The following is a 15,692-nucleotide window of genomic DNA, read 5'->3' on the forward strand; positions in this document are numbered from 1 at the left end:
CGAAATTCGGTGGTGGTCCAGACCAGTTGCTGATAGCTCTTCGTGTCCGTGACGGACAACACGTACAAGTCTGAGGCCGCCGAACGGATTCCCGTCCCGGCCGAGCCGCCCGCATTGTGGAACCGTAACTTCCGGCTCTTCTTCGTCGCCCGCGCGGTCGCCGTCTTCGGCGAGGGCATGATCCCGGTCGCCTACGCCGCCGGACTCCTCGGAGCCGGCCACCCCGGCTCCACCGTCGGCTACGCCCTCGGCGGCTGGACCGCCGCCTTCGCGCTCTTCGTGCTCTTCGGCGGCGTCCTCGCCGACCGGTTCACCGCCCGCCGCATGATGATCCTCGCGGACCTGCTGCGACTGCCCGCGTCCGCCGTCCTCGCCGTCTCCTTCACCCTCGGCAGCCCGCCGCTCTGGGCCGTCTACGGCCTCTCCGTCCTCAGCGGCATGGGCGCCGCCCTCTTCCAGCCCGGGGTCGCCTCCACCATCCCGCGCATCGCCCCGGACGTGCAGCGCGCGAACGCCGTCCTCCGGGTCGCCGAGGCCCTCATGGTCATGGCGGGACCGGCCGCCGCCGGCCTGCTCGTCGCCGTGTGGAACGCCGGCGCCGCCTTCGCCGTCATCGGCGCGACCTTCGCCGTCAGCGCCCTCTGCCTCACCCTCGTACGGCTCGTCCCGATCCCGTCCGACACGGCCCACCGCGACTCCCTCGGTGCCGAACTCGCAGGCGGCTGGCGGGAGTTCCGCTCCCGTAGCTGGCTGTGGGGGGTCATCTCCATCTGGACGGTGTACGGGCTGACCGTCGCGGGACCGATGGTGCCGCTCACCGCGAGCCTGGTCACCGGGGAGCACGGCTCCGCCACGTACGGCGTGCTCATGGCGGTCAACGGCGCGGGCAGCGCGGTCGGCGGCCTGCTCGCCCTCCGGCTGCGCCCCCGCCGCCCCCTCGCGGCGGGCGCGGTGGCCCTCCTCGGCCTCCCCGTGAACCTCTTCCTGCTCGGGACGGGCGCGCCCGTGGGGCTGCTCGGCGCGGGCCAGTTCATCGGCGGCGCGGCCTTCGCCTTCTGGCTCGTCATGTGGTCCACCGCCGTCCAGACCCACGTCCCACAGGAGGCCCTCAACCGGATGCACGCCTACGACGTGGCCGGCTCGCTCCTGATGATGGGCGTCGGGCGCACCCTGTCGGGCCCGGTGGCGACGGCGGTCGGGACGGAGGAGGTGCTGCTCACGGGGGCGGGTATCGCGGTGTTCGTGGTGGCGGCGCTGCTCGTCGTACGGCCGATCAGGACGCTGCCACGGGTGTAGGGCCGCCTTGGTTGTCGGCCGGTGTCCCGATCCTTCGATGTCCTGATCCTTTGGAAACATGTCGTTCAGGCCAGTGGTGGGAGGCGGCGGCGGACCGCGAAGCTCTATGGCATGGCCCAGACAATCGAGACCCGCGCCTCAGCGTCCCCGCCCCCGCCGGCCCGCACCTCCCGCGTCCACCGCGCCTGGTTCGTCGCGGCGGTCACCTTCGTCACGATCATCGGCGCGGCCGCCTTCGCCTCCCTGCCGGGCCTGCTGATCGAGCCGTTGCATGAGGAGTTCGACTGGTCGCGCGGCACGATCGGCTTCGCCGTCTCGGTGAACCTCGCCCTCTACGGCCTCACGGCCCCCTTCGCCGCCGCGCTCATGGACCGCTTCGGCATCCGCCGGGTCGTCGCCGTCGCGCTGACGATCATCTCCGCCGGCTCGGTCCTCACCGTGTGGATGACGGCCGCCTGGCAGCTCGTCCTCTTCTGGGGCGTGCTCGTCGGCCTCGGTAGCGGCTCCATGGCCCTGGCCTTCGCCGCGACCGTCACCAACCGCTGGTTCACCGCCCGACGGGGTCTGGTCACCGGCATCCTCACCGCCGCCGGCGCCTCCGGCCAGCTCGTCTTCCTCCCCCTCCTGTCCTGGCTGGTCGAGCACCACGGCTGGCGGCCCGCCGCCGTCACCGTCTCGCTCGCCGCCCTCGCGGTCGTCCCCTTCGTGTGGCTGCTGCTCCGCGACCACCCGGCGGACGTCGGCCTCGCCCCGTACGGCGGCGAGTACGCCGAGAAGCCCGCCCCCGTCACGGGCGCCGCGCGCCGGGCCGTCACCGTCCTCCTCAAGGCGGCCCGCACGGGCCCCTTCTGGCTGCTCGCCGGCACCTTCGCGATCTGTGGCGCCTCGACGAACGGCCTGGTCAAGACCCACTTCGTGCCCGCCGCCCACGACCACGGGATGCCCGTCACGGCGGCGGCCGGACTGCTTGCGGTCATCGGCGTCTTCGACGTCGTCGGCACGATCGCCTCCGGCTGGTTCACCGACCGCTTCGCGGCCCGCCGCCTCCTGGCGGTCTACTACGCCCTCCGGGGCGTCTCGCTCCTCTTCCTCCCGATGCTGCTCGCACCGTCCGTGCACCCGCCGATGCTGTTCTTCATCGTCTTCTACGGCCTCGACTGGGTGGCCACGGTCCCGCCGACGATCGCCCTCTGCCGCGAGCACTACGGCGAGGACTCGGCGATCGTCTTCGGCTGGGTCCTCGCCTCCCACCAGGTCGGCGCGGCCGTCGTCGCCTTCGGCGGCGGCGTCGCCCGGGACGTCTTCGGCTCGTACGACGTCGTCTGGTACGCCTCCGGCGCGCTCTGCGCGGCGGCGGCCCTGATGTCCCTGGTCATCCGCCGCCCCCGGCCGGAGCCGGTGTCCCTGGCGGGAGCATGATGACTGCCAGGGGGTGATCGCCGATGAGCGGTCCTGACATGGGGCGTACGGACGCCCGGATGCTGCGGGTCTCGACGCTGGCGCTGTGTCTGGAGGCCGGGGTGGGGGTGGCGGTGCTGATGACGGTCGGCAGCCTGGCCACGGAACCGGAGCCCGGGGAAGACACCATGGGAAGTCTCGTGTTCCTGTTGCCCCCGTTCCTCGCGGTGTTCGGCGTCCTGGCGGCGTTCGCGGTCTCCGCCGTGCTCGTCCTGCCCGTGGTGTTCCTGGGCGAGGACCTGGGGCGCACGTTCGGTGGCCGCCCGGTCTGGTGGCAGCTGGGCCTCTCGTCCCTTGCCGGAGCCCTCCTCGCGCCGCTCGCGGGCGTGTGGGGGTGGCTCGTGGGCTGGGCGGTCCTGGCCGTGGCGGCGGTGCTCACCCGGCCGGCGAGGCAGGGCTACTTCGTCTCCCTGCTGGTGTGGGGCTCGCTCGCCGTGGTGAGCGCCTTCATGGCGGGCGGGAGCGTGCTGTACGCGGCGGACTGACGTCCGTCGCTAAGAGCTGAACCGCCCGAACCGCCCCCGGTGGAAGAGCAGGGGGTCGCCGCCCTCCTCCGTCGCGCCCAGGGAGTCGACCCGTCCGACCACGATCAGATGGTCGCCACCGGTGTGGACGGTGGTGATCGTGCAGTCGATCCAGGCGGGGGAGCCCGGCAGGAGCGGGGAGCCGCTCGTCGGGGCCGGGTCCCAGTCGACGCCGGCGAACTTGTCCGCGCCGCTCACCGCGAACGAGCGGCACAGCGCGCCCTGTTCGGCGCCGAGAATGTTGACGCAGAAGGTCCCGGCCGCCGCGATCCGGGGCCAGGTCGTCGACGTACGGGCGACCATGAAGGCGACCAGGGGCGGGTCGAGGGAGAGCGAGGCGAAGGACTGGCAGGCGAAGCCCGTCGGACCGTCGTCGTCGAGGGCCGTCACGATCGTGACCCCGCTCGCGAAGTGACCGAGGACGCGGCGGAATTCGGCCGGGTCGACGGGCGGTCGCTCGTCCTCCCGTACCGCGCGCAGTACCGGCCGTGGCAGTGGTTCGACGGCCGTCGGCGAACCGGCCGCTCTCAGGTGTCGGACGGCGGTGGCCGCCATCCCGGCGTGTCCCATCACACCGCTCATTGAAGCTGACGGTTCGTCAGATAGGAAGCCCCGGGAACGGGGAAGCCCCCGGGGCGACGACCGTCCGCCGCCCGGGGGCCTCCTCTCTCTGCTCTGCGCCAGGATCAGCCGGCGACCGCTGAGGTCCCCCGCGTCCACCCGACACCGGCGTAGTGACCGGTCCGGTAGGCCGTCACCCGCACGATGATCGACTTCCCGCGCTGCGCCGACGTCAGCGTGAACCAGGACTTGGTCGCACCGCTGATCGCCTGCCCGTTCGCGTACCACTGGTAGGCGTACGCGGTCGGCGTCGGCGTCCACGTCCCCCGGTTCACGGCGAGCGTGCGCCCGACCCTGACGGTGCCCGTGACGTACGGAGCGGCGGTCACCTTCGGCGCGAGGCCGGTGGCGACGGCGTACCCGGCGGTCGTCCAGGCCCCGCTCAGGTGCCCGGTCCGGTGGGCCGTGACGGTCACGGTCAGCTTCTTCCAGACGACGGACGCGACGGGCACGTACGTCGAGGCCGTGGCCCCGGAGATCGCCACGCCGTTGGCCCGCCACTGGTAGGTGTACGAGGTCGGCGCGGGCGACCAGGCACCGACGACGGCCGTCAGCTTGGACCCGACGCGGGTGGTGCCGGTGTAGTAGGGGGCCTTGGTGGGCTTGGGGGCGATGCCCTTCACGATCACGGAGCCGCTGACCGCCGTGACGGCCGGATGCCCGGCCTTGCGGGCGGTCACCGCCAGGGACAGCTGCGTGCCGAAGAGCGTCGACGGCAGCGTGTAGGTGGAAGCGGTGGCCCCGGCGATGGCGACGCCGTTGGCCCGCCACTGGTACGCGTACGAGTCGGCCGTCGGCGACCAGGTCCCGGCCTTCGCCGTGACCGTGCCGCCGATGACGGCGGTGCCGGCGATGCCGGGGGCGGCGGTGGCGCGGATCGGCGCGACGACGGTGACGGTGCCGCGTGCGAACTTCACGCCGTCGTGCGTGATCACGCTCAGGCTCAGCGCGGTCCGCGGAGCGCTCGTCAGGTCCAGGGAGACGTCCATGCTCCGCCGGTCGGGCGCGACCGAGACCGTCGTCGACCGGGCGCGGTAGGAGCCGCTCGAGACCTCGACGACGTCCTTCTCGTGCAGCGCGGCGCCGGTGACCTTCATCGTGATCCTGCCGGCGCCGACGGTGCCGGGGGTGACGGCGGTGACAGCGCGCGTCACGGTGCCGCAGCCGTACTGGCAGTAGCCGGTGGCGCGGACCTCGGTGGGTGCCTGCGGGGGAACCGACGGCAGGCCGATCACGAGGGTGGCCGGGCGGGACACGCGCTCGTACGTGTCCTCGCTCGGCACTTCGCAGGAGTAGTACTGGCTGCTGCTTACCTTGGAGCAGTAGTTCAGGCGTGTCGGCCCGTCGTACAGCCAGGGCGTCGGCGACTTCGAGAACTCCGCCGCGGGCGCGAACGACAGCCTGAGCCAGTCGTTGGACGCCATCGGGAGCACCGCGCACAGCGAGGCCTTCTGCTCGCTCAGCGTGCCGACGAGCGGCCCGAAGCCGTACGTGACGTCCGGGACCTTCACGCACTCCGGCGCGGGCCCGGCGGCGGTGCCGATGCGGAGCGCGTCGAGGCGGTAGGCGGGGGCGACGGGGTCGCCGTCCCAGACGTAGACGATCGCCTGGTAGGCGGTGGAGCCGGTGACGGCGCAGCCCGAGGGGAGGTCCTCACACGCGGCTTCGCCGTTCGCGTCGTACACCCCGTGACCGCCCGCGCTCCTGCCCGCCGTGTTCCGGGCGTTCAGGTGCAGGGTGTCGCGCGCGTCCGGCGTGGTCACCCGATGGCACACGAGCGTGTCGTGGCCGGTCGGGACGCCGGCGAGGGACGGGGTGCCGGCCTTCGTGGCCGGGGTCTCGACACAGCCGCGCGCGGTGGCGGTGACGTCCCGGCGGACGAGGGTGGCCTCGGTCCCCCAGCCGGCGGGCACGAGGACCGTGTACGAGAGGCCGGGAGTCAGGGCGCAGTCCTCGCGGGACTCCCCCCATTCGTCGCGGCAGACGGTCTCGCCGTTCTCGTCGAGGACGGTGAACTCGGTGTGGAGGGAGCCCGGGCCGAGGGTGATCAGCTCCCGCGGGGAGTGGTCGTCCGCCGGGATCGTCAGGCAGTCGCCGAACATGCCGGCCCGCACGGTAGCCGTGGCCGGATTCGCGCTGAAGTCACCGGCCGGGAGGATCCGGCAGTCGCTCGCCACGTCCGTGCGGCGGACGAGGAGACCGTATTCGCCGGTTTCCGTCTCCACGATCGCGCGGTAGGGGGCGGTGCCGCTGAGGAGGCAGGTGCCCGCTGCCAACCCCGACTCGCCCCAGCAGATCGTGGCGCCGGTCGCGTCGAGAACCGTGAGGTCAGGTCGCTGGCCACTGGCGGCCGGTCCGGCCATGATGGCGATCCGCGCGCCCGCCGGAACCGGCAGGTTCACGCAGTCGACCTCGCCGGGCAGGGTGAGCGCGCCCATGTGCGGCTGCGCGAGGGAGACGTCCGCGCAGCCCTCGGCGGAGCGTCGGTCGAGAATCCGTACGGCGTCGCCGGTGATCAGGGTGTAGGTGACGCCCGCGGTGAGCGTGCAGGCCTCGACGTACTCGCAGATCCGTCCGCTCGGAGAGTAGATCTGGACACCGCTCGGTGTGCCTGTGCCGGACGTCCGGATCGCCTGCACCTCGTATCCGCCGGTCGTGGCCGGCGTGAAGGTCCGGCATTCGGTCGGGGGCGAGTTCTCGACCGGCGCGGAACCGTAGGCCGTCACGCCCACGACCGAGCACCCCAAGGGGTGGGACACCTGCCGGACCCGCAGGGTGTACGGGACGGGGTACGTGCCGCCCGAGGGGCTGAGGTGCGCGAGGACGCGGTAGCCGCCGACCCCGGCGGGCAGCACGCAGTCGTAACCGACACTGCAGAGCCACTTGCCCGTGTCGTCGGTGATCCACGCGTTGACGTTGGCGGACACGCCGGGCCGGACGGACGTGTTGATCAGCTCCCCCGCCGCAGCGGTGAAGGGGTGGCAGACGATGCCGAGCTCGCCGGACGAGATACCGGTCGTCGGGTCCGTACCGAAGGCGGTGCCGGCGGGATCCGTGCAGCCGGGACCCGCCGCCAGCGGAACGACGGCGACCCGCACCTCACCGCCGATCAGGGCGGGGCGGGTGAGGCTGAGGGTGTACGTGCCAGCGGCCAGCTGGCAAGCGCTGTAACTCAGCTCGGGACAGGCGACCCGTGTCCCTCCGGAGGAGAACGTGAGGGCCGAGGCCCCGCCTTCCGTGACTACCCGGTGCAGGCCGGGCTCCTCCACGGTGACCGTGAAGCAGGCGCTGCCGTTCGGCTCGACCATGGCCTGCCCGACCGCGTCGCCCGGGCCGTTCAGCGGGGCGAGTGCGAGGGCCGGGCAGGGGGCGGCGGTGGGCTCCGTCGGGTTCGGCGTCGGCTCGACGGTCGGCGTCGGCGCGGGTGTCGGGTCCGTCGTGGGGGCCGGTGTCGGGTCCGTCGTCGCCGACGGCTCGGGTGCGGCCGGTTCCGGTTCCGGTGCGGGCGCCGCGCTCGCGGGCGGCGGTGGCGGCGTCGCCGCCAGGGCCGCGCCCGTCGGGAGCAGCGGCGCGACCAGGGCCGTCAGCAGGGCGGGGATCAGGAGGAGTGATCTTCCGGATCTTCGGGATCTTTTGCGCGAGCGCGCGGAGTTGGGCATGTCCGTTCCCCCCGGAGCGGCAGTGTGTGGCATATGCGCGACACACCATAGGGCCCCGGTACGACAGCCTCCGCTACCGCCCCTCGTACCGCGCCCCCCGCCGCTCCACGAAGCTCGCCACCCCCTCCTGTGCGTCCCGCGTCGTCATGTTCAGCTCCTGGGCCGTCGCCTCCGCCGCGAAGGACGTCGCGCGGTCCACGTCCAGGGACGCGTTGACCAGCTGCTTCGTGAGGGCGAGGGCGCGCGTCGGGCCCTGGGCCAGGCGTTCCGCCCATTCCCTGGCCGTCTTCTCCAGGTCCTCCGCCGGCACGACCCGGTTCACCAGGCCCATCTCCTTCGCCTCCGCCGCAGGCACCGCGTCGCCGAAGAACATCAACTCCTTCGTCCGCTGCGGCCCGATCAGACGCGGGAGGAGATACGCGCCGCCCCCGTCCGGGACGAGTCCCCGCCGTACGAACACCTCGATGAACCGCGCCGAGTCCGCCGCGAGCACCAGGTCACAGGCGAGGGCGAGGTGCGCCCCGATCCCCGCCGCCGTGCCGTTCACCGCCGCGATCACCGGCTTCTCGCAGTCCATCACGGCCCCGATGAACCGCTGGGCCCCGAGCCGGATCATCCTGGCCACGTCCCCCGCGACCCGGTCCCCCGTCGCGGGCGCACCCCGCAGGTCCGCGCCCGCGCAGAAGCCCCGGCCCGTGGCCGTGACGACCACCGCCCGGATCTCCGGGTCGGCGGAGGCCGACGCCAGCAGGGCGATGATCCGCTCCCGCTGGTCCCAGGTGACCGCGTTCATCGCCTCGGGACGGTTGAGCGTGATCCACGAGACGCCGTTCTCGACGGTGTGCAGCACGTCGTCCAGTACCTCGGTCATACGTGACCTCCTCAGCGGCAGACCGCCAGCGCGTCCAGGGCCACCGCCCCCTGCCCGCGCGGCAGCACCATCAGCGGGTTGATGTCCAGTTCGGCGAGGTCGCCGTCGAGTTCGAGGGCCATCCGCTGCACCCGCAGCACGACCTCGACGAGCGCGTCGACGTCGGCCGGCGGAGCTCCCCGTACGCCCTCCAGGAGCGCCCTGCCGCGCAGTTCGCCCAGCATCGAGCGGGCCTCCTGCTCGCCGAAGGGCGGGACGCGGACGGCCGTGTCGTTGAGGACCTCGACGAGGACCCCGCCGAGGCCGACGGTGACCGTCGGGCCGAAGAGCTCGTCACGGGTCACGCCCACCACCATCTCGACCCCGCGCCCGACCATCTGGCAGACGAGGATGCCGTCGAGGTCGATCGACTCGAAGCGGGCGATGTCGGTGAGCTCGCGGTAGGCGTCCCGGACCTGGCTGGCCGAGGTGAGGCCGACCTTCACCAGGCCCAGCTCCGTCTTGTGCGCGAGCTGCGAGCCGGACGCCTTCATCACCACCGGGTAGCCGACGAGCCCGGCGGCCCGGACCGCCGCCGCCGCGCTCGTCACGAGCTGCTCGCGCGGCACCCGTATCCCGTACGCCCGCAGCAGCTGCTTCGCCGCGTGCTCGCTGAGCCGCCGGCCGGGCCGCATGAGGGCCTGGGCCTTGCGGAAGGAGGGGGAGGGGGTGCGGGGCGCCTCGTCGAAGGGCGAGCGGTAGGCGGTGGTGAAGCGGTGGTGGTCGAGGTAGGCCTTCACGGCGCCGATGCAGTTGCCGAAGGTGCGGAAGGTGGCGACGCGCGAGGAGCCGAGCAGGGTCGTGCGGTACGCGTCCTCCGTCCCGACCGGCGATCCCCAGACCACGCACACCAGTTTGTCCGTCGCCTCGGCGGCGTCGACCAGGTCCCGCGCGAGCTTGTCGCTCATGGGCGGGAAGGGGCCGGTGATGGGACAGATGAGGACCCCGACGGAGGGGTCGGCGAGGATCGCGTCGATGATCTTCCGGCCGCGCCAGTCGCCCACCGGGTGCCCGCCGTTGTCGACGGGGTTGGAGACGCTCAGGTACTCCGGTATCCACTGGTGCAGTTCGTCCTGCTTGGCCTGCGGGAGGGTGGGGAGTTCGAGCCCGGCCGCCGTGGCCAGGTCGGCGAAGTGCGCCCCCGTACCGCCGGAGATGGAATAGACGACGACGCCTTCGGCCTGCGGCCGCCGGGCGCGGGCGAGCAGGGTCGCGGTGTCCTGGAGCTGGTCGAGCCCGTCGACCCGGATCACCCCGTACTGGCGCATGGCCGCGTCGACGACCTGGTCGGCGCCGGTGAGCTTGCCGGTGTGGGAGGCGGCGGTACGGGCCCCGGTCTCGGTGCGGCCGACCTTCACGGCCACGACGGGAACGCCCTGGCGCGCGGCCCGGTCGGCGGCGAGGAGGAAGGAACGGCCGTCCTTGAGCCCCTCGACGTAACAGGCGATGGCCCCGACCTCGGGCAGTCCGGCGAAGTACGAGATGAAGTCGGAGGTCTCCAGGTCGGCTTCGTTGCCGGTGGGGGCCCAGTGGGAGAGCCGGACGCCCAGCTCCTGGAGGGTGAAGACGGGCCGCCCCTGGTGCCCGGACTGGGTGATGAGGGCGACGGCGGGGCCTTCGAGGTCGTCGCGGAAGCGCTCGAAGGCGTTGAGGTTGGTGTTGGGGCCGAGGAGCCGGAGCCCCGAGCGGCGTACGGCGGCGGCGAGCCGCTCCTGCGCGGCGGCGCCCGCCTCGCCGGTCTCGGCGAAGCCGGAGGCGAAGGCGACCGCGAACTTCACCTTCGTGTCGGCGAGTTCCTCGATGACGGGGAGCGGGTCGGCGACGAGGAGGACGGCGAGGTCGACGGGTTCGGTGAGCGCGCCGACGGAGGGGACGCAGGCGATCCCGAAGACGCTCTCCCGGGTCGGGTGCACGGGCACGAGCCGGGCGCCGACCCGCTCGGCCCAGGCGAGCAGCTGCCGGGTGATCCCGGTGTTGGGGCGGCCCTCGGCGTCGGACGCGCCGACGACGGCGACGGACCCGGGCCGGAAGAACCGGTCGAGGTCGGGTACGGGGGCGTGCAGGGGCCGTCCGCTGACGTCCTGGTCGCCGGGGGCGGCGGTGACGCCGTGCACGACGGCGGTGGACGTCTCCCCGCAGGCGACCACGCGGGCGCGGAGATCGATGGTGAAGGTGCCGTGAGTCGATCCAAGCATGGTGCAGCCCGCCCCTTCACCCATCCGTATACAGCTGACGGCTAGTCAGATTACAGAACTGACGGCCAGTCAGGAATGGGTGTGCGGCGGTCTGTGGCAGATCGGATTCCCCGGCCACGTACAACCCTTCGGCGGGGCGGGCCGTCTCACCTCCCGGACGGCATGCCCGAAACGTCCGACGAAAACCGCTCTGGGGGGATCACTTGAACGGCTCCAACCGCTCGACCCGCTCGACCAGTTCCACCCGCTCCACGCGCGTCCGGGGCCGCAGCCGCGCACTCGGCACCGCCCTGGCCGTCCTCGCCTCCTCCGCCGCGCTCACCGCGGTCACGACCGCCCCGGCGCAGGCCGCCGAGGTCATGCCGAAGCCCCGCGTGGTCTTCACCGAGTACACGTACAACGCCGACGGCAGCGTCCGCACCCCCGGCACGATCATCACCGTCAACGCCGACGGCACCGACCGGCGCGTGCTCGTGCCCACCGGCACGGGGCTGCCCCAGACCGGCATCGGCGGCGTCACCTTCTCGCCCGACGGTCTGCGCATGGCTTTCATCGTCGTCGGCGGCGCCATCTGGGTCGCGGACGCCGACGGCAGGAACGCCCGCCTGGTCCGCGAGGGCCTCAGAGTGCCCTTTGCCCAGCCCGCCGACCTCGACTGGACCGCCAACGGCCGGCAGATCCTTCTGAGCTTCGCGCCCATGGCCATGGGGACCGACGAAAGCATCGCCGGGCCTCTCCCTGTCTATCGCGTCGACATCGACAGCGGCGCCGTCCACAGCGCCCTCCCTGAAGGCGGGGCCGCCGAAGCGGACGTGGCCTGGGACGGGCGGATCGCCTTCGTGCGCGGCGACAAGGGCGCGGCCAAGGTCTACCTCTGGGACCCGCGCGTCGGCGGCGACCCGAAGTTCGTCTCCGGGGGCATCAGCCCGGCGTTCTCGCCGAGCGGCGATCGGATCGCCTTCGCGGAGCCCGGCGGCGGGGACGTGCGCGTCCACACCGCCGACGGCGACGCGTACGACCTGATCAAGGGCGAGGGCGCCACGTTCGGCGCCGAGTGGTCCCCGGACGGCAGCAAGATCGCGTACCGCGCCGACCGGCAGGCAGTCGTCAGGAGCGTCGTTCCCGGCAGCCCCCGCACGGTCCTCTCGGCGCCCGGCACCGTCGTCGGCGAGGTCTCCTGGATGGCCCCGCGCGGCTGGAACCCCCACGGCACCTTCCGCCACGACTACACCGGTGACGGTCGCCCCGACGTCCTCGCCGTGGACCCCACGGGAGTCATGTGGCGCTACGACGGCACCGCCACCGCCGCCCTCAAGCCGCGCGTGAAGATCGGCTGGGGCTGGAAGGGCTACCGCCTCACCGCCGCCGGCGACCTCAACGCCGACGGCCGGCCCGACGCGCTCGCCCAGGACGCCACCGGCGGCCTCTGGCGGCTCGACGGGACCGCGTCCGGCGGCTTCGCGGCGAAGGTGAAGATCGGCTGGGGCTGGAAGGACCTCCGGCTCACCGGCGTCGGCGACATCACCCGCGACGGCTACCCGGACGTCCTCGCCGTCGACCCCGCGGGCATCCTCTGGAGCTACGCGGGCAACGGCCGCGGGGGCCTCCAGACCCGCCAGAGGTCCGGTTCCGGCTACGGCGCCTACCGCGTGACGGGCATCGGCGCGTTCACGGCGAGCGGCTACCAGAACTACCTCGGTCTGACCTCGGCGGGCGACCTCTACCGCTACGAGCGGGGCCCGCGCACCAAGATCGCCTCGGGCTGGAAGGGCATGACCACGTTCGGCGTGGGCGATCTGTCCGGCGACGGCGTGGCCGACGTCCTCGCCACCGATGCCGCCGGTGTGCTGTGGCGGTACGACGGCGACCGCAAGGGCGGTCTGAAGTCCCGTGTGAAGGCCGGCTGGGGCTGGAAGGGCTTCTCCCTGTTCTGATGCCGCCCCCGCCGGGGGCCCGCCCGCCGGGTCCCGCCCCCAGGTGCCGCCCCCCTCAGGTCCCGCCCTCCCGGGACCGGTCGGTGCCCCGCCCCCATCCGCTGGGGACGGGGCACCGCCTCAACTCGCGCCCGCGCCTGTGCCCGTTCTCGTGTCCGCGTCCAGGCCCGGGCCCGTGCCCGTCCTCGCGCCCCCGCCCGTCCGGGCGATCCGGCGCGCGATCCTCTCCGCGTCCAGCGCCAGCTCGCGGAACATCCCGCTGATCGGGTTCGTGAACCCCGTGAAGTACAGCCCCGGCGCCTCGCGCGGGCAGCGTGCCCCGTGCGTCAGCGGCAGCCCGCGCGCGTCGAGCACGCCGTCCAGGTGACCGAGCAGCGGTTCGAGGCCCCGCCGGTAGCCGGTGGCGGCGACGACGGCGTCCGGGGCGATCCGGGTGCCGTCCGCGAGGAGCACCTCGGAGCCCTCGAAGCCCTCGACGGCGGCGACGATCTCGACCTTCCCGGCCCGCACGGCGTCGATCAGGCCCACGTCCTGCACCGGGACCGCGCCTTCCCGCTGGCGCGTGGCGAGACCCGTGTCCGGCCGGGGCAGCCCGTACGCCGTGAGGTCCGGCGTCGCGAACCTGGCGAGGAGCGCGCCCAGCCGGTCCACCAGGCCGGTGGGGAGCCGCCGGATCAGGATGCCGGACCGCTGCGCGGGCCAGCCGGCCGTCGTACGGCGCACGATGTGCGGGACGGTCCGCACCGCGAGCCGTACGCGCCCGGCACCGCCCTCGGCGAGGTCGGCGGCGATCTCGGCACCGGTGTTGCCGATGCCGACGACGAGGACGTCCTTCCCCTCGTACGGCCCCGGGTTGCGGTAGGTCCGCGCGTGGCTCAGGTCGCCCTCGTACGCGTCCCGGCCGGGCCACTCCGGCACGTACGGGGTGTGGTTGTACCCGGTGGCCACGACCACCGCGCCGGCGACGAGCCGCCGCCCGCCGGTCGCGTGCAGGACCCACTCCGCACCCGCCCGCTCGATCCGGAAGACCTCGACGCCCGTCACGACGGCCAGCTCGTGCTTCTCGGCGTACGTCTCCAGGTAGCGCACCACGTCCGCGCGGGCGACCCAGCGGCCGAAGGCACGGGGTATGCGCAGGCCGGGGAGGCCGGAGAGCCGCCGCGTCGTGTGGAGCCGCAGCCGGTCGTAGTGGGCGCGCCAGGAGGCGCCGACGGCGTCGGACTTCTCCAGGACGACGGCCCGGACACCGCGCTCGCGCAGGGAGGCGGCGACGGCGAGTCCGCCGGGGCCGCCGCCGATGACGTACACGGGGTGGGTGGAGGGTTGCTGGGGGGTGGTGACCATGACTGCTGAGCGTAATGACGTGTACACGCAGTGGGTCTCGACGAAGCGGGATTTCGGTTGCGAATCGGTCACGTCGGCGTCGGCTTCGTCGCGACCGCCGACCCCACCCCTTGCGCGAGGCCGCACCCTGCGCTGAACTGACGTACCGTCAGATTCACCGTCTCCCCTAGGGGCGCTCATGCAGACCGTCTGGCTCACCGGCGCCGAATGGCTCGCCGTCCTCCGTATCGGCCTCGGCCTGTGGTGGCTGGAGAGCTGGCGCCACAAGGACAGGAAGGGCTGGTTCGAGCGCGGCACGGGCATCGCCTGGGCCGCCGACGTCGCGGGCAAGCACAAGTGGCCCCAGGTGAAGAAGGGCTTCGACACCGTCGTCGCACCCCGCCCCAAGCTCATGGCGTACGTCGTCGTCTACGCCGAACTCGCCCTGGGCCTCGGCCTGGTCGTCGGCTTCCTCACCCCGGTCGCCCTCGTCGCCGGCCTCCTCCTCAACCTCCTCTACCTCGTCCTGATGATCCACGACTGGGCCGAGCAGGGGCAGAACGCGATGATGGCGCTGATCTCCCTGGTCGCCCTCCTCGCCATGTCCTGGCAGACCTGGTCGCTCGACTCCGCGATCGGACTCTTCGGATGACGGCCGCCGACCCCGACATCGACGCCTTCACCCGCCCGTACTGGGACGCCGCCGCCGAAGGCCGGCTGCTCCTGCGCCACTGCGCGGCCTGCGACAGGACCCACCACTACCCGCGCGAGTTCTGCCCCCACTGCTGGAGCGAGGACGTCCGCTGGGAGCGGGCGAGCGGGCGGGCCACGCTCTACACCTGGTCGGTCGTCCACCGGAACGACCTCCCGCCCTTCGGCGAGCGCGTCCCGTACGTCGCGGCCGTCGTCGACCTCGCCGAGGGCCCGCGCATGATGACGGAGGTCGTGGACGTGCCGGAGGCGGAGCTCCGGATCGGGATGGAGCTGACCGTCGCCTTCCGCCGGGAGGGCGAGGCGACGGTCCCCGTCTTCACGGGTGCCGGCCAGGTCCTGTCCGGCGGCTCAGGGCCGGACGGGACCTAGAGAGGGGCGATGTTCCGCCAGAGCTGCCCGGAGCCGGAACCGCAGGCGTAGGTCGTCGCGGCGAACGAGCCGGCCGTCAGGCACTTTCCGTCGCTCATGTTCTTGAAGGTCCGGCCGGAGGACGAGCTGGTGAGGACCTTCCAGGACTGGGCGCTCGCCCCGTTGCAGGTGACGGTCGTGACGGCGGTGTTGCCCGCGGGCTGGAGGCAGCGGCTGGAGGTCTTGTTGACCAGCGCGAAGGTGCCGTCCGCGTGGGGCCGATAGGTCCAGGCGTACCAGTAGGTGCCGGTGCCGTTGCCCTTGGAGCCGCACGCGGTCGTGCCGACGACGTCGCTGAAGCCCGCGTTGTACTCCACCAGGCAGTTGCCCGTGGACCCGTTCTCCAGCGAGTACGTCCCCGAGGGCGCCGAACCGCCGGTCGGCGGCGGGGGTGCGGGCTTGGTGGTCGTCCGCGAGGGCTGCGGGGCGGGCTGGGTGGTGGTCGAGCCGCCGCTGCCGCCGGTGCTGGTCGTGGTCGACCCGCCGCCGCCCGGGCTGGTCGTGGTCGAGCCGCCCCCGGACCCACTGCCGGAAACACTCCCCGAGCCGCTGCCGGACCCGCTCCCCGACCCACTGCCCGATCCGCCGCCGGCCACGCCCCCGCCGCCCGCGCCGCCCCCGCCGCCCCCGCCGCCCGCGCCGCCCGCGCC

Annotated in this window: 12 protein-coding genes and 1 pseudogene; 7 read left to right on the forward strand and 6 right to left on the reverse strand. The window is 73.2% G+C overall.

Annotation, left to right across the window (positions count from 1 at the left end; genetic code table 11):
* The first annotated feature begins 42 nt into the window (after positions 1-42).
* From ACWFR1_RS29100 to ACWFR1_RS29110, 3 genes are all read left to right on the forward strand, one after another.
* On the forward strand, positions 43-1,296 hold the full coding sequence (locus tag ACWFR1_RS29100; RefSeq protein WP_453556269.1) for an MFS transporter: 1,254 nt from the start codon (positions 43-45) through the stop codon (positions 1,294-1,296).
* Positions 1,297-1,407: 111 nt separating this feature from the next.
* Positions 1,408-2,715 (forward strand): MFS transporter, encoded by a 1,308-nt coding sequence (locus ACWFR1_RS29105; protein WP_453556272.1) that lies wholly within the window; start codon positions 1,408-1,410, stop codon positions 2,713-2,715.
* Positions 2,716-2,738: 23 nt separating this feature from the next.
* The gene (locus ACWFR1_RS29110; RefSeq protein ID WP_453556275.1) at positions 2,739-3,239 is read left to right on the forward strand and encodes a hypothetical protein; all 501 of its coding nucleotides are present in this window, start codon (positions 2,739-2,741) and stop codon (positions 3,237-3,239) included.
* Between the two features lie 9 nt (positions 3,240-3,248).
* On the opposite strand, the gene ACWFR1_RS29115 is transcribed toward ACWFR1_RS29110, so the two are convergent.
* The 4 genes from ACWFR1_RS29115 to ACWFR1_RS29130 all read right to left on the reverse strand — a co-directional run bounded on the left by ACWFR1_RS29115 (position 3,249) and on the right by ACWFR1_RS29130 (position 10,663).
* Entirely contained in the window at positions 3,249-3,833 is a 585-nt protein-coding gene (locus ACWFR1_RS29115) for a flavin reductase family protein (protein ID WP_453556303.1), read from the reverse strand.
* A gap of 131 nt (positions 3,834-3,964) precedes the next feature.
* On the reverse strand, positions 3,965-7,558 hold the full coding sequence (locus ACWFR1_RS29120) for a hypothetical protein (protein ID WP_453556277.1): 3,594 nt from the start codon (positions 7,556-7,558) through the stop codon (positions 3,965-3,967).
* Positions 7,559-7,631: 73 nt separating this feature from the next.
* Complete coding sequence (locus ACWFR1_RS29125) at positions 7,632-8,429, reverse strand: enoyl-CoA hydratase/isomerase family protein (RefSeq protein ID WP_453556280.1); 798 nt, start codon at positions 8,427-8,429, stop codon at positions 7,632-7,634.
* An 11-nt stretch (positions 8,430-8,440) separates the two neighbouring features.
* Complete coding sequence (locus tag ACWFR1_RS29130; RefSeq protein ID WP_453556282.1) at positions 8,441-10,663, reverse strand: acetate--CoA ligase family protein; 2,223 nt, start codon at positions 10,661-10,663, stop codon at positions 8,441-8,443.
* 203 nt (positions 10,664-10,866) lie between these two features.
* On the opposite strand from ACWFR1_RS29130, the gene ACWFR1_RS29135 reads away from it, so the two are divergent.
* Positions 10,867-12,597, forward strand: coding sequence for an FG-GAP-like repeat-containing protein (locus ACWFR1_RS29135; protein WP_453556284.1), 1,731 nt, complete (start codon positions 10,867-10,869; stop codon positions 12,595-12,597).
* Positions 12,598-12,717: 120 nt separating this feature from the next.
* Here ACWFR1_RS29135 and ACWFR1_RS29140 read toward each other — a convergent pair whose 3' ends face one another.
* Positions 12,718-13,941, reverse strand: coding sequence for a flavin-containing monooxygenase (locus tag ACWFR1_RS29140; RefSeq protein ID WP_453556287.1), 1,224 nt, complete (start codon positions 13,939-13,941; stop codon positions 12,718-12,720).
* A 178-nt stretch (positions 13,942-14,119) separates the two neighbouring features.
* Between ACWFR1_RS29140 and ACWFR1_RS29145 the strand changes: the two genes are divergently transcribed.
* Positions 14,120-14,572, forward strand: coding sequence for a DoxX family membrane protein (locus tag ACWFR1_RS29145; protein ID WP_453556290.1), 453 nt, complete (start codon positions 14,120-14,122; stop codon positions 14,570-14,572).
* Positions 14,569-15,003, forward strand: a complete 435-nt coding sequence (locus tag ACWFR1_RS29150; RefSeq protein ID WP_453556293.1) for a Zn-ribbon domain-containing OB-fold protein — start codon at positions 14,569-14,571, stop codon at positions 15,001-15,003. Before ACWFR1_RS29145 ends, ACWFR1_RS29150 begins: the two co-directional genes overlap by 4 nt.
* Here the strand turns inward: ACWFR1_RS29150 and ACWFR1_RS29155 are convergent.
* On the reverse strand, positions 15,000-15,359 hold the full coding sequence (locus ACWFR1_RS29155) for an RICIN domain-containing protein (RefSeq protein WP_453556296.1): 360 nt from the start codon (positions 15,357-15,359) through the stop codon (positions 15,000-15,002). The genes ACWFR1_RS29150 and ACWFR1_RS29155 overlap by 4 nt on opposite strands.
* 13 nt (positions 15,360-15,372) lie before the next feature.
* On the opposite strand from ACWFR1_RS29155, the pseudogene ACWFR1_RS29160 reads away from it, so the two are divergent.
* Positions 15,373-15,692 (forward strand): annotated as a pseudogene (locus ACWFR1_RS29160) (hypothetical protein); the annotation flags it as partial.

The sequence above is a fragment of the Streptomyces sp. NPDC055103 genome, from assembly GCF_053607625.1.

Bases quoted from the DNA above. Each gene is read 5' to 3' on its own strand.
- ACWFR1_RS29105 (WP_453556272.1), top strand. From the start codon at position 1,408: ATGGCCCAGACAATCGAGACCCGCGCCTCAGCGTCCCCGCCCCCGCCG.
- ACWFR1_RS29150 (WP_453556293.1), top strand. From the start codon at position 14,569: ATGACGGCCGCCGACCCCGACATCGACGCCTTCACCCGCCCGTACTGG.
- ACWFR1_RS29145 (WP_453556290.1), top strand. From the start codon at position 14,120: ATGCAGACCGTCTGGCTCACCGGCGCCGAATGGCTCGCCGTCCTCCGT.
- ACWFR1_RS29115 (WP_453556303.1), bottom strand. From the start codon at position 3,833: ATGGCGGCCACCGCCGTCCGACACCTGAGAGCGGCCGGTTCGCCGACG.
- ACWFR1_RS29125 (WP_453556280.1), bottom strand. From the start codon at position 8,429: ATGACCGAGGTACTGGACGACGTGCTGCACACCGTCGAGAACGGCGTC.
- ACWFR1_RS29130 (WP_453556282.1), bottom strand. From the start codon at position 10,663: ATGCTTGGATCGACTCACGGCACCTTCACCATCGATCTCCGCGCCCGC.
- ACWFR1_RS29110 (WP_453556275.1), top strand. From the start codon at position 2,739: ATGAGCGGTCCTGACATGGGGCGTACGGACGCCCGGATGCTGCGGGTC.
- ACWFR1_RS29120 (WP_453556277.1), bottom strand. From the start codon at position 7,558: ATGCCCAACTCCGCGCGCTCGCGCAAAAGATCCCGAAGATCCGGAAGA.
- ACWFR1_RS29140 (WP_453556287.1), bottom strand. From the start codon at position 13,941: ATGGTCACCACCCCCCAGCAACCCTCCACCCACCCCGTGTACGTCATC.